Genomic DNA, 19,039 nt, shown 5'->3' with positions numbered 1-19,039 from the left:
CCTGGCGGGGCTTGCAGCGCTTAGCTGAATGCCTTGTGGTTCTTGATGCCTTGATGTCTCGAGTCCTGGTGTCCGCGGCCTRCCCGGCGGTGCGGTGGCCTTGATGGCGAGGACGTATTGTCGGGCGCCGCCCGCGCCGCAGCCATGAGGCCAGTGTCCCGGTTGGCGGGCATCGGCCGTCCCGGGGCCGGGACATCAGTCCCGCCGCGGGGCGGGAGTCGTCCGCGGCCAGCCTGGAATGTCTCGGATATGCCATGAAACCTTCAACTTGCTGAAACATTAGGCAGTCCGAGCGCTTTGGCGGCGGCAAGCGGGTTTGCAGGTTCCGGAGGTGCTGTTATCCACAGTAATTGTGGATAACGCGGCCCAAAAAAATGGGCTGGAGGCACAGGCCAGGCAGGCTTGTCAAGGTATCGCGCCCGCGCCCGCGACGATGTCCGCCGCTGCCGGCGCGCGCCGGTGAGGGTGCATTCTTGCCCTTGTGTCGCGGCTGCGTATTGCCCTATAGTTCTATTTATAGAACTAAACAAATATACGGAGCGAGACAATGGAGATGACGGCTGGCGCGCTGTCCGGCGTCAAGGTGGTGGATATCACCGCCGTGTTCATGGGCCCTTCGGCCACCCAGATGCTGGGCGACCTGGGCGCCGACGYGATCAAGGTGGAGTCCCCGGAAGGCGATGTCACGCGCGGCATCGGTCCCTGCGGCGACGAGAAGATGGGACCGCTCTACCTGGGCCTGAACCGCAACAAGCGCAGCGTGGTGCTGGACCTCAAGCGCGCCGAGGGACGCGAGGCCTTGCTGCGCCTGGTCAAGGATGCCGACGTGCTGGCCTACAACGTCAGGCCGCAGGCCATGCAGCGGCTGGGGCTGGACTACGAGACGCTGGCCGCGCTGAACCCGCGTCTGGTCTATGTCGGCATGTTCGGCTTCTCGCAGCGCGGGCGCTACGCGCCGCAGGCCGCCTTCGACGACCTGATCCAGGCAGCCAGCGGGCTGCCGCAGGCCGTGGCGATGGGCAGCGGCGACATCCCGCGCTACCTGCCCATCACCATCGCCGACCGCTCGGTGGGGCTGTACGCCTTCGGCGTGATCTGCGCCGCGCTGTACGCGCAGGCGCGCACCGGCCGCGGCCAGCGCGTGGACGTGCCGATGTTCGAGACCATGGTGCCCTATGTACTGGGCGACCACCTCTACGGCGAGACCTTCGTGCCGGCGCGCGGCGGCTTCGGCTACCCGCGCCTGCTCTCGCCGGAGCGCCGGCCGTACAAGACGCGCGACGGCCACGTCTGCTGCCTGATCTATCACGACCATCACTGGCGCACCTTCCTCAAGGCCATCGGGCGCGCGGACCTGTTCGACACCGATCCGCGCTTTGCCAGCATCACCACGCGCACCGCCCATATCACCGAGCTGTACGCCATGGTCAGCGACGAGATGGCCAGGCGCACCACCGAGGAATGGCGCGTGCTGCTCAGGGAAGCCGATATCCCGGTCTTTCCCATGCATACCTTCGAGACGTTGCTCGACGATCCGCACCTCGGCGATATCGGCTTCTTCCGCGAGACCGAGCATCCCGGCGTCGGCCGCATCCGCGAGATGGCGGTGCCGAGCGAATGGTCTGGCACGCCGCCCACCAGCCGGCGCCATGCACCCGCGCTGGGCGAGCACAGCCGCGAAGTGCTGCGCGAGGCGGGCTACCACGACACCGACATCGATCGCATGATGGCAGCCGGCAGCACGGGCGAGCCCGCGAAGGCTTGAGCGAGCATAAAAAGGAGACAGGCAAAGATGAATGCAAAGACCACGGCTGAGCAAGCCGCCCGCACCGTTCGCATTGGCGGCGCTTCCGGCTTCTGGGGCGACAGCAGCGTGGGCGCCCCGCAACTGGTGCGCCACGGCGATATCGACTACCTGGTGTTCGACTACCTGGCGGAGCTGACCATGTCGGTGCTGGCGGCGGCGCGCCTGCGCAAGCCGGAACTGGGCTACGCCACCGACTTCGTCGCGGTGACGATGAAAAGCCTGCTCAGGGAGATCGCCGAGCGCAAGATCCGCGTGGTCAGCAATGCCGGCGGCATCAATCCGCAAGGCTGCGCGCAGGCGCTGGCCGCCATCGCCGCGGAGCAGGGCATCGACGTGCGCATTGCCGTGGTGGAAGGCGACGATGTCATGCCGCTGCTGCCCGCGCTGCGCGAGGCCGGCGTGACAGACATGCAAAAGGGCCTGCCGCTGCCGGACAAGCTGGTGAGCGCCAACGCCTATCTCGGCGCGCTGCCGATCCGCCAGGCGCTCGACGAGGGCGCGCAGATCGTCATCACCGGCCGCTGCGTGGACAGCGCGGTCACGCTCGGCGTGCTGATGCACGAATTCGGCTGGGGGGCCGGCGACTACGACCGGCTGGCGCAGGGCAGCCTGGCCGGGCACATCATCGAGTGCGGCTGCCAGGCCACCGGCGGGCTGCATACCGACTGGGAAAGCGTGCCGGACTGGCCCAATATCGGCCACCCGGTAGTGGCGTGCCGCGCCGACGGCAGCTTCCTGGTGGGCAAGCCGCCGGGCACCGGCGGGCTGGTCAGCACCGCCACCGTGGGCGAGCAGATCCTCTACGAAATCGGCGATCCCGCCGCCTACCTGCTGCCCGACGTGACCTGCGATTTCACCGCCGTGACACTGGCGCAGGCCGGCCCGGACCTGGTCGAGGTCAACGGCGCGCGCGGCCGCGCGCCCGGCGGCCAGTACAAGGTATCGGCAACCTATGTCGACGGCTTTCGCTGCAATGCGCAGCTCTCCATCGTCGGATTCGACGCGGTGGCCAAGGCAGAGCGCACCGCGCAGGCCATCCTCGCGCGCACGCGCACGCTGTTCGCCGGGCATGGCCTGGGCGACTACAGCCGCACGCATATCGAAGTGCTCGGCGCGGAATCGTGCTACGGCCCGCACGCGCAGACACGCCACACGCGCGAGGCCATCATGCGCCTGGCCGTGATGCATCCCGAGAAAGCCGCGCTGGAACTGTTCGCGCGCGAGATCTCCGCGGCCGGCACCAGCTGGTCGCCCGGCACCACCGGCTCGGGCGGCGGCCGGCCCAGCCCTTCGCCCTCGATCCGGCAGTACGCCTTCCTGCTCGACAAGACCCGGCTATCGCCCACCGTGCTGATCGATGGCGAGCGCAAGCCGGTGGCCATGCCAGCCGCGTCGTCCGCCGAAGGCGGGCGGCCCGCGCAGGTTGCCCTGCCCGATGCGCTGCCGCCCGGCGGTGATTTCGAGGAAGTGCCGCTGATCCGCCTGGCCTATGGCCGCAGCGGCGACAAAGGCGATATCTCCAATATCGGCCTGATGGCGCGCCGCCCGGAGTATCTGCCGTGGTTGCGCGCGGGCGCCACCACCGAGCGCGTCGCGCAATGGCTGGGGCACCTGGTGAAAGGACCGGTCACGCGCCACGACCTGCCCGGCATCCACGCCATCAACCTGGTCTGCGAAGAGGCCCTCGATGGCGGCGGCATGGCCTCGCTGCGCAACGATCCGCTCGGCAAGGGCATGGCGCAGATCCTGCTGGGCATGCCGGTGCGCGTGCCGCGAGGCTTGTTGTCGTGAACCGTGCCGCGCAAACGCCTTCAGCGCAGCTGCCCGAGGACGGCGGCGGCGTGGCACGCTATCGCCAGCTGGCCAGCGTGCTGCGCCATCGCATCGTGTCAGGCGAGTGGCCGCTGGGACATCGCCTGCCCACCGTGGAGCAGCTCGCACAGGCCTATGGCATTGCGCGCGTCACGGTGCGGCAGGCCTTCGCCGTGCTGGCGGAAGAAGGCCTGGTCAGCAGCCAGCGCGGGCGCGGCACGCACGTCACGGGCCTGCCGCCGGGCCCCAGCGCCGGCATGCGCTCGGTGATCAACGACGAGCTGGTCGGCGGCAGCGACCTCGAAATCCGCATCCTGGAAAAGCGCAAGGACGTGCGCCTGCCGGCCGGCCTGCCCACGCGCGGCACGCCGCTGGACCAGTATGTGCTGCTGCGCAAGCTGCATCTGCATGATGGCGAACCGTTCTGCCTGATCGAGTTGTACGTGGCTGCCGCGGTCTTCAACCAGTTTCCGCGCGGCGCCGAGAAGCACCGCAAGATCGCGCGCCTGCTGCGCGAGGCCGTGGGCGAGCGCCTGGGCATGATGCACCAGACCATGACGGTGGAACCGGCCGACTACGCGCTGGCCCGCGAGCTGGCCTACGGCTTTGCCGCGCCCATCGCCAAGATCGTGCGCACCACGCTCGACACCGACGGCAACGTGCTCACCGCCGGCTGCTTCTGGTATCGCGGCGACCGCTTCATCCTCGACGTGGAATTCCCGGCGCAGCTCACCGAACGCTATCCGGCGCTGGCCGTACCCGACAGCCGCAGCTGACGCGGGCGCGACCCGCAAATCCGACAGATGCCGAAAAGGCACGCAAGGAGACAAGATGAACAAGCCGTACCCTTCGCGCAGGCTTGCCGGCCTGCTGCTGCCGCTGTTCATGCTGGGCGCCGCGCCAGCGCAGGCGGCCACCGACTACCCCGCCAGGCCCGTGCGCGTGATCGTGCCGTTCCCGGCGGGCAGCGGCACCGACAGCAGCGCGCGCTACGTGGCCGAGGCCGTCACCGGCCAGACCGGCAAGACGGTGGTGGTGGACAACCGGCCCGGCGCCAACGGCTTCATCGCCGCGCAGGCCGTGGCCGGCGCGCCCGGCGACGGCTACACCATGCTGGTCACCACCAACACCACGCATGCGGCCAATGCGTCGCTGTTCAGGAAGCTGCCCTACGACCCTGTCAAGGACTTCGCGCCGGTCTCGCTGATCGCCCGCAGCGGGCTGGTCCTGGTGGTGCCGCCCGACAGCCCGGTGCATAGCGTGGCCGACCTGACGGCGCTGGCCAGGGAGAAGCCCGGCAAGCTCACCTTCGCCAGCGGCAGCTCGTCCACGCGCATCGCCAGCGAGTTGTACAAGATGATGGCCGGCGTGCAGGCGCTTCACGTGCCGTACAAGGGCGTGCCGGCGGCGCTGACCGACCTCATGGGGCATCAGGTGGATTTCATGATCTCGGACGTGTCGCCCGCCATGACGCTGATCCAGGGCGGCAAGCTGCGCGCCGTCGCGGTCACCACCGCGCAGCGGCATCCGGTGCTCAAGGACGTGCCCACCATGGCCGAGAGCGGCCTGCCCGGCTACGAGATGGTGGCCTGGTCGGCGGCATTCTTTCCCGCCGCCACGCCCAGGGCCGTGGTGGAGCGCATGAACCAGCTGGTGCGCAAGGGCCTGGCGGATCCCAGGGCGGCCGACTACTTCGGCCGCACGGGCGGCGAACCCGCGCCGTCGTCGCCGGACGAACTGGCTGCCTTCGTGCGCAGCGAAACCGCGAAATGGGCGAAGGTGATCAAGGCGGCGGGGATCGAGCCGGAGTGAGCACCGCTGCCCGGCCGGCGAGCGTCGCCTCGGCGCCGCCTCAGAACTGCTTGCGATACACCACGAAGCCCGATTTCTCCGCCACCTTGTCATAGAGCCGCATGGCCGTCTCGTTGGTCTCGTGCGTCTGCCAGTAGACCCGCTTCGCTCCCGCCGCCGCGGCGCGCTGGTAGACGGCCTCGATCAGCGCGCGGCCCACGCCGGTGCCGCGCGCGGCATCGGCGGTGAACAGGTCCTGCAGGTAGCAGCTCGGTCCGATCTGGATGGTGCTGCGGTGATACAGGAAGTGCACCAGGCCCAGCAGTTGCCCGCCGCGTTCGGCCACCAGCGCGTGCATCGGCTCGTAGGCATCGAAGAAGCGCGACCACGTCATGCGGGTGATGTCTTCCGGCAGCGCGGTCGGCCCCTTGCGGCCGTAGAAGGCGTTGTAGCCATCCCAGAGCACCTTCCAGGCCGGGTAGTCTTCCGGGCTGGCGGGGCGGATCAGGATCGGGTCGGTCACGGTGTCATCCTCATGGGTGGGGTGGTGGGCGGGCGGGTACGACAACACACACATCGGGCGGCCAGCGCCAGCCGCCGGCTCGGGCGGCCAGCTCAGGCAGCCGTGTTCGATACCGGCGGCGTGTAGCGGGCCTTGCCCGCGCGCTTGGCTTCGTACAGCGCCATGTCGGCGCGCATGAAGAGTTCGTTGGCGGTCTGGCCGTCGTCGGGGCGGTGCACGGCGATGCCGACGCTGGCCGTCGCCACGATGGTATGGCCTTCGATGAAATGCGGGCGCTGGGCGGCATGCACGATGGCCTGGGCAATGCGCTCCAGGCTCGCCGTGCTGGCGGCGTCGTCCAGCACGATGCCGAACTCGTCGCCGCCGATGCGCGCCACGCCGTCGCCCGCGCGCACGCAGGCTGACAGGCGCTCGCCGAAGGCCGCCAGCAACTGGTCGCCCACCGCGTGGCCGTAGCTGTCATTGATGGTCTTGAAGTCGTCCACGTCCACCAGCAGCAGGGCTGCGTTGAGGCCGCTGTTGCCGGCGCACGCCATGGTCTCGGCCAGGCGCCGGTCGAAGCCCTTGCGGTTGAGCAGGCGCGTCAGGTGGTCGGTCAGGGTCTGCGCTTCCAGGCTGCGGATCTTCTGGCGTTCGGTGGTCACGTTGCGGGCGAACATGTACAGGCCCTGCACGGTGTCGCGCGCGTCGTTCCACGCGGGCTGGTAGGTGACTTCCATGCACTCCGCGCCTTCCTGGCCTTCGAGGCTGAAGGTGATCGACGCCCCAAGGTAAGCCTGCGCCAGGTAGGGCTGCGATGCCAGGTACGCGGGCGTGCCCCACAGCTCCCGCACGGTCAGGCCGACGATCTGCCGCACGGGCAGGTCGAAGCGCTGCGCGTAGGCCTCGTTGACGAAGACATAGCGCTCTTGCGTGTCGATGAACGAGACAAAGTCCGGCACGTGGTTGGCGATGGCCTCGATGCGCTTCTCGCTCTCGGCGGCGCGGTCCTTGGCGGCGCTGAGCGCCGCCTCGCGCTCGGACAGCTGCTGCATCACCGTGCCGAAGGTGGTGGCCAGCTCGCCGATCTCATCGTTGCGCCCGGTGGGCAGCGCGGCCAGCGCGGCCGGATCCTTTGGCACTTCGCCCACCACGCGATGCAGCAGCTCCAGCGGCGCCAGCAGCCGGCGTATCACCAGCCACATCAGCAGCGCCGCCAGCACCAGCGAGAAGCCGGCGCTCACGATGGTCTTGTGGCGCGCCTCGATCAAGGGCGCATAGGCTTCGCTGGCCGGCAGCACGGACACGACCTCCCAGCCGTTGGCCTCGAGCAGGTAGCGCGCCACCACAGGCTGGGTGGGATGCAGGGGTTCCCAGTCGGTCTGCGGCACTTCGAGCCCGCAGCTCTCGCCCAGCGCCTTGGCCGGCGTCATGACCTTCCATGGCTCGGCATGCATGGCGTAGCGCGGGTTGCCGCCGGAGGAAACCAGGCAATAGCTGCCGGTGAGCCCGACCCGGCTATGGGCGATCTGGTCGAGGAAATTGCTTTCCGAGAAGTTCAGCGCGCCGCCCACCACGGCCAGCAGCTTGCCGTCGGGCGCGCGCAGCGGCACGGCCAGCACCACGCCGGGAGAGTCGCTCAGCCTGCCGCGCAGCAGGTCGGACATGGCAAATTCCGCACCGTGGGCGACGTCGCGGAAGTAGTCGCGGTCGGCCAGGTGGATGCGCTGCCCGTCGGGCACGGCGGTACTGAATGCCATGTCGCCGTCGGGCCAGGCGAGGAACACGGCATTGAACATCTGCGGCATGGCCACGGCGTCGGCGGCGAAGCGCTTCATGGTGGCGGGCGGCTCGCCGAGCATGGGCTGGAGCTGGTGTGCCAGGCGGCGCAGGGCCGTGGCGCGCATCTCGAACTTTTCGTCGAGCTGTTCGGCGACCAACTTGACCAGCGTCTCCTGCTGCGCCTGGCGCAGTGCCTTGAGACCCTGGAAGGCGTAGTACTGCGCAAAGAGCGCGCGCGCCAGGACGATAAGCGTCACCACGACCGCGGTCGCGATGGCCACCCGATATTTTAAAGAGTGCCGCATGGTTATCTTATTCTTCGTGTGCGGATTAGTCCTGCTGCCAGGCTTGGCTCAGCCCGGCTGCCCGTCCTCCGCCGCGGGCGACTGACCCGGTTCACAGGTTAGCAGAAGCAGGGCTACGGACCGGGCTTGCCGCAGCCTCGCGGCAGGGTATGCGTGACGCATCAGGCGCTCGCGGTGACGCGGCCGGCTCCCATGTGTGGAGTGCAGGGCTAGAATGCGGCATTCTTCCAACAGTTTTTTCTTGTCCATACATTCCTTGCGCCGCGCTTCGGCGGAGAGCCGTCATCCATGAACCTCGATCCCGTGCTACGTTTTCTGCACATTGCCGGCGCCACCCTGTGGGTGGGCGGCATGTTCTTCGCCTATGTCTGCCTGCGTCCGGCGGCGGGCAGCCTGGAGCCGCCGCAGCGGCTGCGCCTGTGGCGCGGCGTGTTCGCCCGCTTCCTGGCGTGGGTGTGGGTGGCCGTCATCGTCATTGCCTGCAGCGGCGCGGTCATGATCGCGCGGGTCGGGTTTGCCGCCGCGCCGGTCCACTGGCATCTCATGCTTGGCACGGGCCTGCTCATGATCCTGATCTTCGTCTACGTGTTCGCCGGCCCCTACGGCGCGCTGCGGCGGGCCGTGGACGCGCAGGACTGGCCATCCGCGGGCGCCGCGCTCGGGCGTATCCGGCAGGCGGTCGGGCTGAACCTCCTGCTCGGCGTGTTCACCATCGCCGTGGCGACCCTCGGCCAGATCCTGCGCTAGATCTTGCGTTAGATCCTGCATTAGATCCTGCGTTAGATCCTGCCCTGGATCTCGCGCCTGGCCCCGGGCGCGCCGGAACCGGAACGCCACGCCTGGCCTTGCGGCTCAGGCCGCCTCCATCACTGCCTCCACCCGGTTGCGGCCCGCGCTCTTGGCGCGGTAGAGCGCCAGGTCCGCGCGTCCGATGCCGGCATCGAGCCGGCTCTCGGTCTTGTCGACGCTGGCCACGCCGATGCTGATGGTGAGGTCGGCAACGCGCCTGCCGAAAAAGCGCGACGAGGTGACCCGCAGGCGTTCGGCCAGGGCCAGCGCGGCCGCCATGGTGGTGCGGGGCAGCAGCACCAGGAACTCTTCGCCGCCGAAACGGCCCGGATACGCGCCGGGCGGCAGCTCGCGCTTGAGCATGGCCGAGAAATCGCTCAGCACGCGGTCGCCTTCGGCGTGGCCCATGCTGTCGTTGATGTGCTTGAAATGGTCCAGGTCGATCAGCAGCAGCGCCATCTCGCCGCCATGTTCGGCCATGCGGGCCAGCTCTTCCTGGCCGGCATCGTAGAGCGCGCGGCGGTTGAGCAGTTGCGTAAGCGGGTCGGTCCTGGAGAGCACGTCGAGCTCCACATGCAGGCGCCGGGTGATGACCAGCATGAAGGCGACCGCCAGCGCCAGGTCCATCAACGTGTAGGCGCACAGGTAGATGGTCTGGATCACGTCGGCGGTGGCGAACAGTTTCTGCTCGGTCAGGCCCGTGAACAGGCTGGCCACGCAGCGTGCCACCATCACCACGGTCTGCACGAGCAGCAGGCAGCCAAAGAAGCGCGCGCTGAAATGGCGTCCGCCATGGCGCATCACCAGCACGCATTGCGTGCCGAAGAAGACCGACATGAGCAAGGTCACGATGGTGACGCGCGCATCATAGTCGGCGCGTCCATAGACAAACCACGCCAGCAGCAGGGTAGCCAGCACGACCACGATGGCCGCGGGCTTGCGCGCCTGCGGCCGGCCGTAGAAGGCCTGCGTGCCGAGCATCCACAGCGCCACCGCGCCGAGCAGCAGGGCGTTGCCCGCCACGATGGAGATCCAGTCCGGCGCGATATCGCGCAGCCAGAACAGGATCGGCGTGACCACCAGGACCAGCGAGCCGGCCACCCACTGGCCGATGCCCTTGATGCTCCGGGGAAAGCTGTTGTACGCGGACAGCAGCACCACGGACATCAGGGCCGACATGATCGATGCAAGGAAGACCGTCGTCTTGAGATCAAGCTGCGGCATCGCGGTGCGCACATCCCTGGCAGTGGCAAGCGGCCATGTTAACAAAGACCGGTGCCAGTTGGCATTACGTGGCAACCCTGCATGGACCCGTGCAGGCACGCTTCGCGCACCCCGGGCGCCGGCGGCATCCCGCCCGCGGATATTGGCCGATGACGGCCCGCCGATCTTATTGTTATAATTTTTATATCAAAAAAACAAACGGCGCATGACAGGCCGTCGATCGGCGCAGCGGGCTTGATGGTGCGGGCAATTGCAAGGGGAGCGGCATGAGTGACGGGAGTGAAGGACAACCCGCCTGGACCGGGGCCGGTGACCGGGCACGGTTTCCGGCGTGGCAGGACGCGATGACGACTGCGGGCCGGCGACCGCCAGCGCCGGCGCGCGGCTATCGGGAAGCCGATCCGCACAACCAGCAAGCGGCCATATCGAGCCAGTGCCTGGACGCCTACCTGGGCTCGTACTCGGGCATGGCAGGAAATCCTTCGGCTGATCTGTGGTTCTGCGATGTCAGGGCCCATGCCGAACCGGCGCCGCTCGCGAGCCTGCTGGCGCCGGTGGCCGCGCCGCTGGTCTGGGACACGGATTTCCGAATGCGGCACAGCGAGATGCTCGCGCGCTGGGCCACCCAGCAGAAGCTCGCACGCATCGCGGCAGCGGTGCGCAGTGCCGCGGATAGCGTGGAGCCGTGCGAAGCGAAACAATATTTCGAACAGCGCCTTTATGGCCCCTCGGGCCACGAGTTCAAGCTCTCGCTGTTTCCGCTGCCAACGCTCGAGGCCGGCGCAAGAGGCTGGACCCGGCTCTATGGCCACCAACCCGTGCTCAATCCGCAGGAGCGCTACCTCGGCCTGTGCCGCGAAGGCAGCCGCTTCAGGTTCATCGCCGCGCTGCGCCGGCAGTGGCAGCCCAAGGTGATCGTCTGCCTGGGCAGCCGCAACACGGACGATTTCCTGCAGGCATTCGGATTTGCCGATGCCCCGCAGACGGAGCATGTCCTGCAGCCGGCGGACCAGGGCAAGCCGATACAGGTATGCGTGGACGGGCCTACCACCTTGCTGATATGCCCGCCGCTGAGCGGCGCATCGGGGCTGAACTCGGACGTCCTGCAGACCGCACTGGGAAGATACATTGCCCGGTTGATGTAGAACCTGCTTGTAGAGCCTGCTTGTATAGCCTGCCTGTAGATCCTGATCCGGCGGCTATTTCACGCCGGCGGCATCCCTGGCGCTTCGCGGTACTTCAATACGAAAGGTCGTTCCATTCTCCGCCGTCGAAGTAACCGACACGTTTCCGCCATGCATCGTTGCAACGTCCCGGACGATGAAGAGCCCTAAGCCGATGCTGCCCTGGATCTTCATGTCAGCTTCGCCGGACGAGGCTTGCGTGAATGGATCAAAAACCCGAGCCAGCGAGCCAGGGGGAATCGGGTGGCCCTGGCTATGAATTTCCACTGACACCGTATCCTTGTCCCCGCGTGTGGTAATGCCTACCGGCGCGTCCACTGCCCCGTGGTCCATGGCGTTTCGCAAGAGGTTGTACACCGCTTGCCTGAGCCGGTGGGCGTCCCAGCGCCCTATCGTATTGCCGTCCAGCCGGGCGACAAGCTGGCGATCCGGGGAGAGCGTTTGCGCGTCGCTTATCGCCTCTTCGCAGATGCGCGACATCGATACGTCGGAGAGGGAAAGGGGCCGGTAGCGGTCAAAATGGATGCTCACGAATTCCAGCAGTTCCGCAGCCAGCTCATTCATTTGCCTCACCGATCTTCCGATGCGCAGGACCGCCGCCCTCGATTGCTCTCTGAGATCGGGGTCCATTTCGAGAAGGCGTATGTTCAGCAGGGCCGTGTTGATCGGCCCGCGAAGATCGTGACCCAGTACCCCGACAAAAATGTCACGAGAGCGATCGAGTCCGGCGACATAGGCGTTTGTGGATTCGCCCAAGGCCCGGTCCAGCGCGGCATGGAAATAAGCCATATCCGCGATTTCCTGCTGCAGCCACGAGTGCCGCACCTTCATCCACTCGCTGACCACGACGCTCCGAAGTACCCGGTATTCGGACTGAAGCTCCAGCAGGGAGTAGCCAGTCGCAAGCCGTTGGCCACCGTGATTGGAGGGGACGATTTCGGTACTTGCAGGCTGGACAGGCACGTCGGAACGGAAAGCGCCGGCCTTCTCCAGCCGTGTTGCGATTTCAAGGAGGATCTTGCGGGTGAGGTCCCGGCGCGCGGCCGCTCCAATCGGACTGCCGGATGAGCCGGCATCATTCAACTCCCGCTCCCAGGCCGTCAATATCGCTTCGATATTGGCTCGCATGAATTCATGTAGGCGCATGTTGCCCTCGGCCGCTCTGGAAGTTTGAGAACGCAGGGAGTGGATCGGTGAGCGAGCGCAGTGTGCCTGCCTACGCACTCCAGCCACTCAGGTCCAGGCTTTATTCTAAGCACTGCGCAAGCTGCGGTACACGGCCGGCACCAGATTTGGGCGGGCCGAAGCGAGTCGCGGCGGCATATTGAGCGCGCGCCGCCCGCTAGCTGCGCAGACTCCGCGCGCCAGCGCCGCGCGAGGGCAGCAGCCAGAGCACGGCCTTCATGGCGTAGATGACGATCAGCGTGCCGGTCAGGTCGCCAACGAACATGACCAGGAAACCGCGAATCAGCTCGGCGGGAACGATGTGGTCGGCGTGCAGGGCAAACCAGATGTGATGCAGCAGGGGGCTGGCGATTGCATATGCCACAACGCATGCCAGCAGCCGCGCCGGCGTCAGGTTTGTCAGCGATGCGTGCAGGCCAAAACTGTGCCGGGCAAGCCGGTAGACCAGGTACGGCGCAACGCTCGCCAGGATTCCCCCCATGAACGCGCGTGCAAAGTCATTGGGGAAAAAGTAGAAGAAGCTCACCGCCCAGGACACGATCAGCAACCCCAGCGCGCCGGCCTCGCCGAACAGCAGGGTGCTCAGCAGGCGTATCCCCGCCGGCAGGTAGACCCAGTTAATGCCCGGCACAAACTCCAGTTGCCGGAAAAGCCACTCGTTGAGGGCGAGCGTCAAGACAAACATGGCAATTGTGGCGAACACCATACTCAATTGCAGGCGGACATGGGGCATTGCCGTAAAATGCGTCGGGGCATATTCAAAATGGGGCCTGATGATAGTCGATCCCGCTTACAGCAAGCCGCAACCCATTTCCGGCAGGATATCGTCGTGACGCGGCCGGCCGATATCTACCTGCGCTTTCTCCAGTTGGCGGAGGCATTGCGAGGACTCCCCTCGCTGCCGGCGCTCGATCCCCTCGAAGAGCGGATTCTCGAGCTGATCGCGCGTGCCAGCCAGACGCAGGAACGGCTGTCGGTCAGGGACATGATGGCCAGGAACGAACTGGGCTCGCCTGCCACGCTGCACGCCCGCCTGAAATCCATGCGCGAGAAAGGCTGGATCACTGCCTCGCCTGCTAGCCCGCCTGCGATTCCTTGGCGGGGCCGCGCGCATTCCTGCGTCGCAGCGTCTCGCTGGCCACCGATTCGGACAAGAACAGCCACAGCGTGCGCACGCGGATCACCCCGTCGCCCGGGCCGTCATGCGTGAGCCGGCCCGCCACTTCCTCCAGCTTGTCGAACATCTCCGGGCGCAGCTGCCCGCGCAGCACCGCCAGCCGGGCCCCGGGCACGGCCACCTCGTCACGGTTGCCGAACACGCGGCGCTCGACAAAAAACAGCACCGCCGCCAGCGCCGCCGCGCCGATCCCGATGTTCGCCATGGCCTCGAGCTCGAAGCTGCTGGCAGCAAAGCACAGCACCGCCACCACCGCGAGCGTCACAAAGGCCGCGCGCAGCAGCACAAAGGCACGCGGATGCGAAACAGCGCGAGCCAGGTCACGCACGGCGTCGATCTCGTCTTGCTCCAGCACGTTGAGGACATTGGTGGTCGAAACTTTCATTGTCTTGTTCTAGGTTTGGTTTCGTGAGGTGCGCTGCCAAAGTCACATGCGCGGGGAGAGCCGGCAGTGTATACGCATGGCGGCAAGGACGCTGCGCGCGTGGAATCTGCGCCGCATTGCGGAAATCGGCCGGCCTCGGGTGCCAGGATCGCCTACGGACAGTTGCGGGCGCTTAACGGAGATATTAGCCCGCAGGCCGTCGCGGTCAACTCTCCCTTTGCCCTAGCTCTGTCATCCATTCGGCTGGGCGCGGCGCATGTGGCGAGAGAGGACAACGCAAAGAGGCGGGCGTGGACAGCAGGACGCGCGAGAAGCCGGGCGGCAGGGCAATCCTGCCGCCGGCCTCAAGGCGTCAAGGCGTCAAGGCCTCAAGCCCTCAAGGCGTCAAGGCCTCAAGGCGCAAGGCCGGGCACGCGCGGCACCCGCTGCGACCTCACATTGAAGTGCGGCTCGCCAAACACCTCCAGCAGTCGCGCAATCTCGCGCGCCGAATTCGCGCGCGTGGTGCGGATCTCGCTAAGCCGGCGCGGCGCCGCGGCCGCGCCCACCAGGAAATGCCGCCGCACCGTMAGCAGCGACTCACCCGGCGGTGGAATCAGCACGGGACGCGCGTCCTCATCCTTATAGCTGCCGTAAATCCAGCCCGATGGTGTCAGGTGTGCCTCGATCCAGGCCTCGCCCGACGCAAACGTATCCGGCGCAACCGCGCCGCGCTTTACCATGGCTTCCTGCATTTTGCTGCCTCTCATACGTACGTCACGCATCAGTGGCCCCAAGCGGCCACCGGTCCGCCATGTGCCATGCGGACCGTGTCGTGTCTGAGAAGAATTCTGCGGCTGCGCTCCCCATGCGGGTACCCCGCCTTGGTAGGTGGCGCGCACGCAAAGGGTATCAATGTCTGCGCGACGCGGCATCCGCTGCGCAAGTCAATGGCAGGCCGACCCGGCCATCGTCGTTCTATCCCCACCTAAGCGTGGGTCCCACCAAAGCAGGGTAAGAGCGGTCGGCACGCCCATCAATAATCCACCCCGGCAAGCTTGACCCCTTGCTAATTCCCGATAGGGTGTAGGCACTCCCCGCGCCTACACCCTCTTTTTTTGGGGCGATCAACGAGGAATTCCGGGGAATGCGCCCTCGTCGCGGTAGCCGTAGGCCACCTGCCGAGCGCCTTGAGCCGCAAAAGCAGGAAGGGAAACCCGCGGGGTTTCCCTTCCCGGTTGGTTCGCTGCACACGATCAATGCACGTTCAGCGCACGTTCAGCGCAAGATCAGCGCAGGGAACCCGCCCCCCTTAAGCCGCCACCGCGGCCGACAGATCCCGCGCCCCGCCCAGCGAACTCCCCCCGTCCACCGGAATCACCGCCCCCGTCACAAACTGCGCGCGCGCGGAACTGAGAAAGCGCGCCATGTCGGCAATGTCCTCCACCGCGCCAAAGCGGCCCAGCGGGATCGATGCCTGCATGCGCGCCAGCGCCTCGGGCGTGGGCGCCAGGCGGCGCACGCCTTCGGTGTCGCCGATCGGGCCCGGCACGATGGAGTTCACGCGGATGCCGTCACCACCCCATTCCATCGCCAGCACGCGGGTCAGCATGTCCACGCCGGCCTTGGCCGCGCAGACATGCGCCTGGTAGGGCGTGGGGTTGTAGGCCTGCGGCGCGGAGATACTGAGCACCGACGCGCCCGGCTTGCGCAGGTACGCATGGGCCGCGCGCAGCACGTTGAAGGTGCCGTTGAGGTCGATGTCCACCACCGTGCGAAAGCCCTTGGCGGACATGCCCAGCGCCGGCGCCACGAAGTTGCCCGCGGCGCCGGACACCAGCACGTCGATATCGCCAAAGGCTTCATGCGCCTGCGCCAGCGCGGCGGCAATGGCCTCGGCGTCGCGCACGTCGGCGGCCAGGCCCAGCGCGTCGGCGCCCAGCGCGCGCAGCGCCTCGGCGGCGGCCTGCACCCGCTCCGGCGTGCGGCTGGCCACGGCCACGCGCGCGCCGGAGCGGGCGAAGGATTTGGCAATGGCGAGGTTGATGCCGCTGCTGCCGCCCGCCACGAAGACCGTCTTGCCCTGGAAGTCGTCCATCGCCGCGCTCAYGGACGGCCGCCGCCGCAGACCAGCACCTGRCCGCTGACGTAGTTGGACTCGGGGATGCAGAACATATAGACCGCGCCCGCCGCTTCTTCCGGCGTGCCGCCGCGGCCCAGCGGGATCAGGGCCTCGGCGTTCTTGAGCACCTGCGGGTTCACGCCCACCTTGATCTGCTGGCCGGCAATGTCGATGCTGGCGTCGGCGTCCGCCGGCGTCTCGGTCAGGCGCGTCATGATCAGGCCGAAGGCCACGCTGTTGACGTTGACCTTGTAGCGGCCCCATTCCTTGGCCATGGCGCGGGTCAGCCCGTTGATGCCGGCCTTGGCGGCGGCGTAGTTGGCCTGGCCGGCATTGCCGTACACGCCGGAGGTGGACGAGATGTTCACCACCTTGCGGAACACCGGCGTGCCGGCCTCCGCTTCGCGCTTGGCCGCCTCGCGGATAAAGCCGGATGCCGCGCGCAGGATGCGGAAGGGCGCCGTCAGGTGCACCGCCAGCATGGCTTCCCATTGCTCGTCGCTCATCTTCTGCACCACGTTGTCCCACGTGTAGCCGGCATTGTTGACGATGATGTCCACGCCGCCAAAGCTGTCCAGCGCCTGCTTCACAAAGCGGTCGGCAAAGCCGGGTTCGGTCACGCTGCCCACGCAGGCCACCGCCTCGCCGCCGGCCGCGCGGATGTCCGCCACGGTCTGCGCGGCGGGGTCCGCATCCAGGTCGTTGATCACCACGCGCGCGCCTTCGCTGGCGAGCTTGAGCGCGATCTCGCGGCCAATGCCGCGCCCGGAGCCGGAAACCAGCGCCACCTTGCCTTCGAGTTTGCGAGTCATCGTTGCCTCCTGTTGTCTGTCTCTATGTGTCTGAACTGCACTGATCTGATCGGATTGAGTAGGGGGGCGCCGGCCTTCACGCCAGCGCAATCACCGCTTCGCCCGCCAGGCGGGTCTGCCCGTCCTGGTTCACGGTAGACACCACCACGCGCGCGCGGCGCTCGCCGTCCTGCTGCAGCAGCTCCGCCACGTGGCCCGAGCACGTGATGCGCTCGCCCACCTGCGTGATGGCGGCAAAGCGCACGCTGAACGCGCGGATGGCCGGCTGCGGCGCCCAGTTGGTCAGCACGCGGCCCAGCCACGCCATGGACAGCATGCCGTGGGCAAACACGTCCGGCATGCCGGCCCCGCGCGCAAAGTCCGTATCCACGTGGATCGGGTTGTGGTCGCCCGATGCCCCGCAATACAGCGCCAGCGCCAGGCGGGAGATGGGCGGGGTCTCGAACGCGGGCAGCGCATCGCCCACCTTCAGGCTGGCCAGGTCGATTTCAGCATGGCGCATATCAGGCTCCCACGGCGTTGCGCACCACGGTCACGCAGCGCAGTTCCGCCACGCGCTCGCCGCGCTGGTTGGTGACATCGGTGGTGCGCACCACAAACTCCAGCGCGCCGCCTTTCTTGTCGTAGATATCGTCGATGCGCTGGCGGAACGTCAGCGTGTCCCCCGCATACGCCATCGCGTGGTAGGTAAAGCCCTGCTCGCCGTGCAGCAGGCTGCGGTAGTCCATGCGCAGCAGCTCGCGGATCGCCGCCGGGTCGGGCGACTCCATCTCCAGGCAGAACAGGAAGGTCGGCGGCACCGGCAGCGCGGGCATGCCGGCGGCGCGCGCCGCGGCTTCGTCGCTGTAGACGGGGTCGGTCTGCCCGGTCGCCTTGGCAAAGAACCGCAGGCGGCCAGCCTCCACGTGCGCGCTGAACGGCGGGAACACATGCCCGATGTATTGCTTGTCGATCATGGCGTCTTTCCTCACGCGGCCTGGTACAGGGTCACCACGCAGGCGCCGCCCAGGCCCAGGTTGTGCTGCAGCGCCGTGCGCGCGCCCTCTACCTGGCGCTGGTCGGCCGTGCCGCGCAGCTGCCACACCAGCTCCGCGCACTGCGCCAGGCCCGTGGCGCCCAGCGGATGCCCCTTGGACAGCAGCCCGCCCGACGGATTGGTCACCACGCGCCCGCCGTAGGTGTTGTCGCCGTCCACGATGAACTTCTCCGCCGTGCCCTCGGGCGTGAGGCCCAGCGCCTCATAGGTGATCAGCTCGTTGGCGCTGAAGCAGTCGTGCAGCTCCACCACGTCCAGGTCTTCCGGGCCCACGCCGGCGGCCTCGTACACCTGGCGTGCGGCGGCGGCCGTCATGTCATAGCCCACCACCTTGCGCATGTCGCCACTCTCGAACGTGCTGGGCGTATCGGTGGTCATGGCCTGCGCGGCAATCACCACGCGGCGGTCCAGGCCGTGCTTGCGCGCAAACGCCTCCGAGCAGACGATGGCCGYGGCCGCGCCGCACGTGGGCGGGCAGCACTGGTAACGCGTGAGCGGCCCAAACACCGCGGGGGACGCCATCACCTCCTCCAGCGTCAGCGTCTGGCGGAACACCGCCAGCGGATTGCGCGCCGCGTGCTGGCGCGCCTTCACCGAAATACGGCCGAAGGTATCGGCACGGATGCCGTGCTCCTTCATGTAGTCCAGCCCGGCCCCGCCGAAGAACTGCGCGGCGCGCGGCGCATCCGGCTGGTAGCCCTGCTGCGCGGTCATGGTGTCGACAAAGCGGGCCATCGGGGACGGCCGGTCGTCATAGGCGCCCTTGAGCGCGCCCGCCACCATCTGCTCGAACCCCAGCGCAATCGCGCATTCCACCTGGCCGCTTTCCACCGCCTGGCGCGCCAGGTACAGGGCGCTTGAGCCGCTGGAGCAATTGTTGTTCAGGTTGAACACGGGAATRCCGGTCAGCCCCACGCCGTAGACCGCGGCCTGCCCGGCGGTGGAGTCGCCGTACACGTAGCCCACGTACGCCTGCTGCACGTGCTGGTACGCCACGCCCGCGTCATCCAGCGCCAGCCTGGCGGCGCGCGCGCCCATCACGTGATAGGGCTCGCTGGCGCCCGGCTTGCTGAAGGGAATCATGCCCACGCCCACCACGTGGACGGCGCGTTTCATCTGGGTCATTCTCTGGTCTCCTGGTCTGGCG

General features: G+C 67.5%; 18 protein-coding genes and 1 pseudogene. 7 read left to right on the top strand and 12 right to left on the bottom strand.

Features of this window, described 5'->3' with window-relative positions; all coding sequences use genetic code 11:
* Positions 1-547: 547 nt before the first annotated feature.
* From AC1DO7_RS13930 to AC1DO7_RS13915, 4 genes are read left to right on the top strand one after another with little or no spacing between them, the layout of a single operon-like run.
* Positions 548-1,765 (top strand): CaiB/BaiF CoA transferase family protein, encoded by a 1,218-nt coding sequence (locus AC1DO7_RS13930; RefSeq protein ID WP_477116239.1) that lies wholly within the window; start codon positions 548-550, stop codon positions 1,763-1,765.
* A 27-nt stretch (positions 1,766-1,792) separates the two neighbouring features.
* On the top strand, positions 1,793-3,598 hold the full coding sequence (locus tag AC1DO7_RS13925; protein WP_441643416.1) for an acyclic terpene utilization AtuA family protein: 1,806 nt from the start codon (positions 1,793-1,795) through the stop codon (positions 3,596-3,598).
* Positions 3,595-4,395, top strand: a complete 801-nt coding sequence (locus AC1DO7_RS13920) for a GntR family transcriptional regulator (protein ID WP_441622424.1) — start codon at positions 3,595-3,597, stop codon at positions 4,393-4,395. Before AC1DO7_RS13925 ends, AC1DO7_RS13920 begins: the two co-directional genes overlap by 4 nt.
* Positions 4,396-4,450: 55 nt before the next feature.
* Positions 4,451-5,431, top strand: coding sequence for a Bug family tripartite tricarboxylate transporter substrate binding protein (locus AC1DO7_RS13915; RefSeq protein ID WP_441622422.1), 981 nt, complete (start codon positions 4,451-4,453; stop codon positions 5,429-5,431).
* A gap of 40 nt (positions 5,432-5,471) precedes the next feature.
* Here AC1DO7_RS13915 and AC1DO7_RS13910 read toward each other — a convergent pair whose 3' ends face one another.
* Together AC1DO7_RS13910 and AC1DO7_RS13905 are read right to left on the bottom strand one after the other, a co-directional pair.
* Positions 5,472-5,933 (bottom strand): GNAT family N-acetyltransferase, encoded by a 462-nt coding sequence (locus tag AC1DO7_RS13910; RefSeq protein ID WP_441622420.1) that lies wholly within the window; start codon positions 5,931-5,933, stop codon positions 5,472-5,474.
* 92 nt (positions 5,934-6,025) lie between these two features.
* Entirely contained in the window at positions 6,026-7,999 is a 1,974-nt protein-coding gene (locus tag AC1DO7_RS13905; protein ID WP_441622418.1) for a sensor domain-containing diguanylate cyclase, read from the bottom strand.
* A 288-nt stretch (positions 8,000-8,287) separates the two neighbouring features.
* Here AC1DO7_RS13905 and AC1DO7_RS13900 point away from each other — a divergent pair, with 288 nt between their 5' ends.
* Entirely contained in the window at positions 8,288-8,746 is a 459-nt protein-coding gene (locus AC1DO7_RS13900; protein ID WP_441622416.1) for a CopD family protein, read from the top strand.
* 105 nt (positions 8,747-8,851) lie between these two features.
* Here AC1DO7_RS13900 and AC1DO7_RS13895 read toward each other — a convergent pair whose 3' ends face one another.
* Positions 8,852-10,012, bottom strand: coding sequence for a GGDEF domain-containing protein (locus tag AC1DO7_RS13895; protein ID WP_441622414.1), 1,161 nt, complete (start codon positions 10,010-10,012; stop codon positions 8,852-8,854).
* A 266-nt stretch (positions 10,013-10,278) separates the two neighbouring features.
* Between AC1DO7_RS13895 and AC1DO7_RS13890 the strand changes: the two genes are divergently transcribed.
* Positions 10,279-11,157 carry a transcriptional regulator gene (locus AC1DO7_RS13890; protein WP_441622412.1) on the top strand — a complete coding sequence of 293 codons (879 nt, stop codon included), beginning with the start codon at positions 10,279-10,281 and terminating at the stop codon, positions 11,155-11,157.
* A 54-nt stretch (positions 11,158-11,211) separates the two neighbouring features.
* On the opposite strand, the gene AC1DO7_RS13885 is transcribed toward AC1DO7_RS13890, so the two are convergent.
* Together AC1DO7_RS13885 and AC1DO7_RS13880 are read right to left on the bottom strand one after the other, a co-directional pair.
* Positions 11,212-12,342, bottom strand: coding sequence for a sensor histidine kinase (locus tag AC1DO7_RS13885; protein ID WP_441622410.1), 1,131 nt, complete (start codon positions 12,340-12,342; stop codon positions 11,212-11,214).
* Between the two features lie 196 nt (positions 12,343-12,538).
* Positions 12,539-13,114 (bottom strand): hypothetical protein, encoded by a 576-nt coding sequence (locus AC1DO7_RS13880; protein WP_441622408.1) that lies wholly within the window; start codon positions 13,112-13,114, stop codon positions 12,539-12,541.
* 96 nt (positions 13,115-13,210) lie between these two features.
* Here AC1DO7_RS13880 and AC1DO7_RS13875 point away from each other — a divergent pair.
* Positions 13,211-13,453 (top strand): annotated as a pseudogene (locus tag AC1DO7_RS13875) (winged helix-turn-helix domain-containing protein); the annotation flags it as partial.
* 4 nt (positions 13,454-13,457) lie between these two features.
* On the opposite strand, the gene AC1DO7_RS13870 reads toward AC1DO7_RS13875, so the two are convergent.
* The 7 genes from AC1DO7_RS13870 to AC1DO7_RS13840 all read right to left on the bottom strand — a co-directional run bounded on the left by AC1DO7_RS13870 (position 13,458) and on the right by AC1DO7_RS13840 (position 19,008).
* Positions 13,458-13,943: a hypothetical protein gene (locus AC1DO7_RS13870; protein ID WP_441622405.1), complete on the bottom strand. Its 486-nt coding sequence runs from the start codon at positions 13,941-13,943 to the stop codon at positions 13,458-13,460.
* 392 nt (positions 13,944-14,335) lie between these two features.
* The gene (locus AC1DO7_RS13865) at positions 14,336-14,677 is read right to left on the bottom strand and encodes a hypothetical protein (RefSeq protein WP_441622403.1); all 342 of its coding nucleotides are present in this window, start codon (positions 14,675-14,677) and stop codon (positions 14,336-14,338) included.
* 557 nt (positions 14,678-15,234) lie between these two features.
* Positions 15,235-16,020, bottom strand: coding sequence for an SDR family oxidoreductase (locus tag AC1DO7_RS13860; RefSeq protein WP_441643420.1), 786 nt, complete (start codon positions 16,018-16,020; stop codon positions 15,235-15,237).
* 8 nt (positions 16,021-16,028) lie between these two features.
* Entirely contained in the window at positions 16,029-16,856 is an 828-nt protein-coding gene (locus AC1DO7_RS13855) for an SDR family NAD(P)-dependent oxidoreductase (RefSeq protein ID WP_441622401.1), read from the bottom strand.
* Positions 16,857-16,932: 76 nt separating this feature from the next.
* Positions 16,933-17,358 (bottom strand): MaoC family dehydratase, encoded by a 426-nt coding sequence (locus tag AC1DO7_RS13850; protein WP_441622399.1) that lies wholly within the window; start codon positions 17,356-17,358, stop codon positions 16,933-16,935.
* Between the two features lies 1 nt (position 17,359).
* Positions 17,360-17,812, bottom strand: coding sequence for a MaoC family dehydratase N-terminal domain-containing protein (locus tag AC1DO7_RS13845; RefSeq protein WP_441622397.1), 453 nt, complete (start codon positions 17,810-17,812; stop codon positions 17,360-17,362).
* A gap of 11 nt (positions 17,813-17,823) precedes the next feature.
* Positions 17,824-19,008, bottom strand: coding sequence for a lipid-transfer protein (locus tag AC1DO7_RS13840; RefSeq protein ID WP_477116253.1), 1,185 nt, complete (start codon positions 19,006-19,008; stop codon positions 17,824-17,826).
* Positions 19,009-19,039 lie beyond the last annotated feature (31 nt).

The sequence above is a fragment of the Cupriavidus sp. 05N40 genome (assembly GCF_056397305.1).
The sequence above is the reverse complement of the archived record's forward strand: the minus strand, read 5'-3'. Positions and strand labels throughout refer to the sequence as shown.

Bases quoted from the DNA above. Each gene is read 5' to 3' on its own strand.
- AC1DO7_RS13925 (WP_441643416.1), top strand. From the start codon at position 1,793: ATGAATGCAAAGACCACGGCTGAGCAAGCCGCCCGCACCGTTCGCATT.
- AC1DO7_RS13915 (WP_441622422.1), top strand. From the start codon at position 4,451: ATGAACAAGCCGTACCCTTCGCGCAGGCTTGCCGGCCTGCTGCTGCCG.
- AC1DO7_RS13905 (WP_441622418.1), bottom strand. From the start codon at position 7,999: ATGCGGCACTCTTTAAAATATCGGGTGGCCATCGCGACCGCGGTCGTG.
- AC1DO7_RS13900 (WP_441622416.1), top strand. From the start codon at position 8,288: ATGAACCTCGATCCCGTGCTACGTTTTCTGCACATTGCCGGCGCCACC.
- AC1DO7_RS13895 (WP_441622414.1), bottom strand. From the start codon at position 10,012: ATGCCGCAGCTTGATCTCAAGACGACGGTCTTCCTTGCATCGATCATG.
- AC1DO7_RS13890 (WP_441622412.1), top strand. From the start codon at position 10,279: ATGAGTGACGGGAGTGAAGGACAACCCGCCTGGACCGGGGCCGGTGAC.
- AC1DO7_RS13885 (WP_441622410.1), bottom strand. From the start codon at position 12,342: ATGCGCCTACATGAATTCATGCGAGCCAATATCGAAGCGATATTGACG.
- AC1DO7_RS13880 (WP_441622408.1), bottom strand. From the start codon at position 13,114: ATGCCCCATGTCCGCCTGCAATTGAGTATGGTGTTCGCCACAATTGCC.
- AC1DO7_RS13870 (WP_441622405.1), bottom strand. From the start codon at position 13,943: ATGAAAGTTTCGACCACCAATGTCCTCAACGTGCTGGAGCAAGACGAG.
- AC1DO7_RS13860 (WP_441643420.1), bottom strand. From the start codon at position 16,020: ATGGACGACTTCCAGGGCAAGACGGTCTTCGTGGCGGGCGGCAGCAGC.
- AC1DO7_RS13850 (WP_441622399.1), bottom strand. From the start codon at position 17,358: ATGCGCCATGCTGAAATCGACCTGGCCAGCCTGAAGGTGGGCGATGCG.
- AC1DO7_RS13845 (WP_441622397.1), bottom strand. From the start codon at position 17,812: ATGATCGACAAGCAATACATCGGGCATGTGTTCCCGCCGTTCAGCGCG.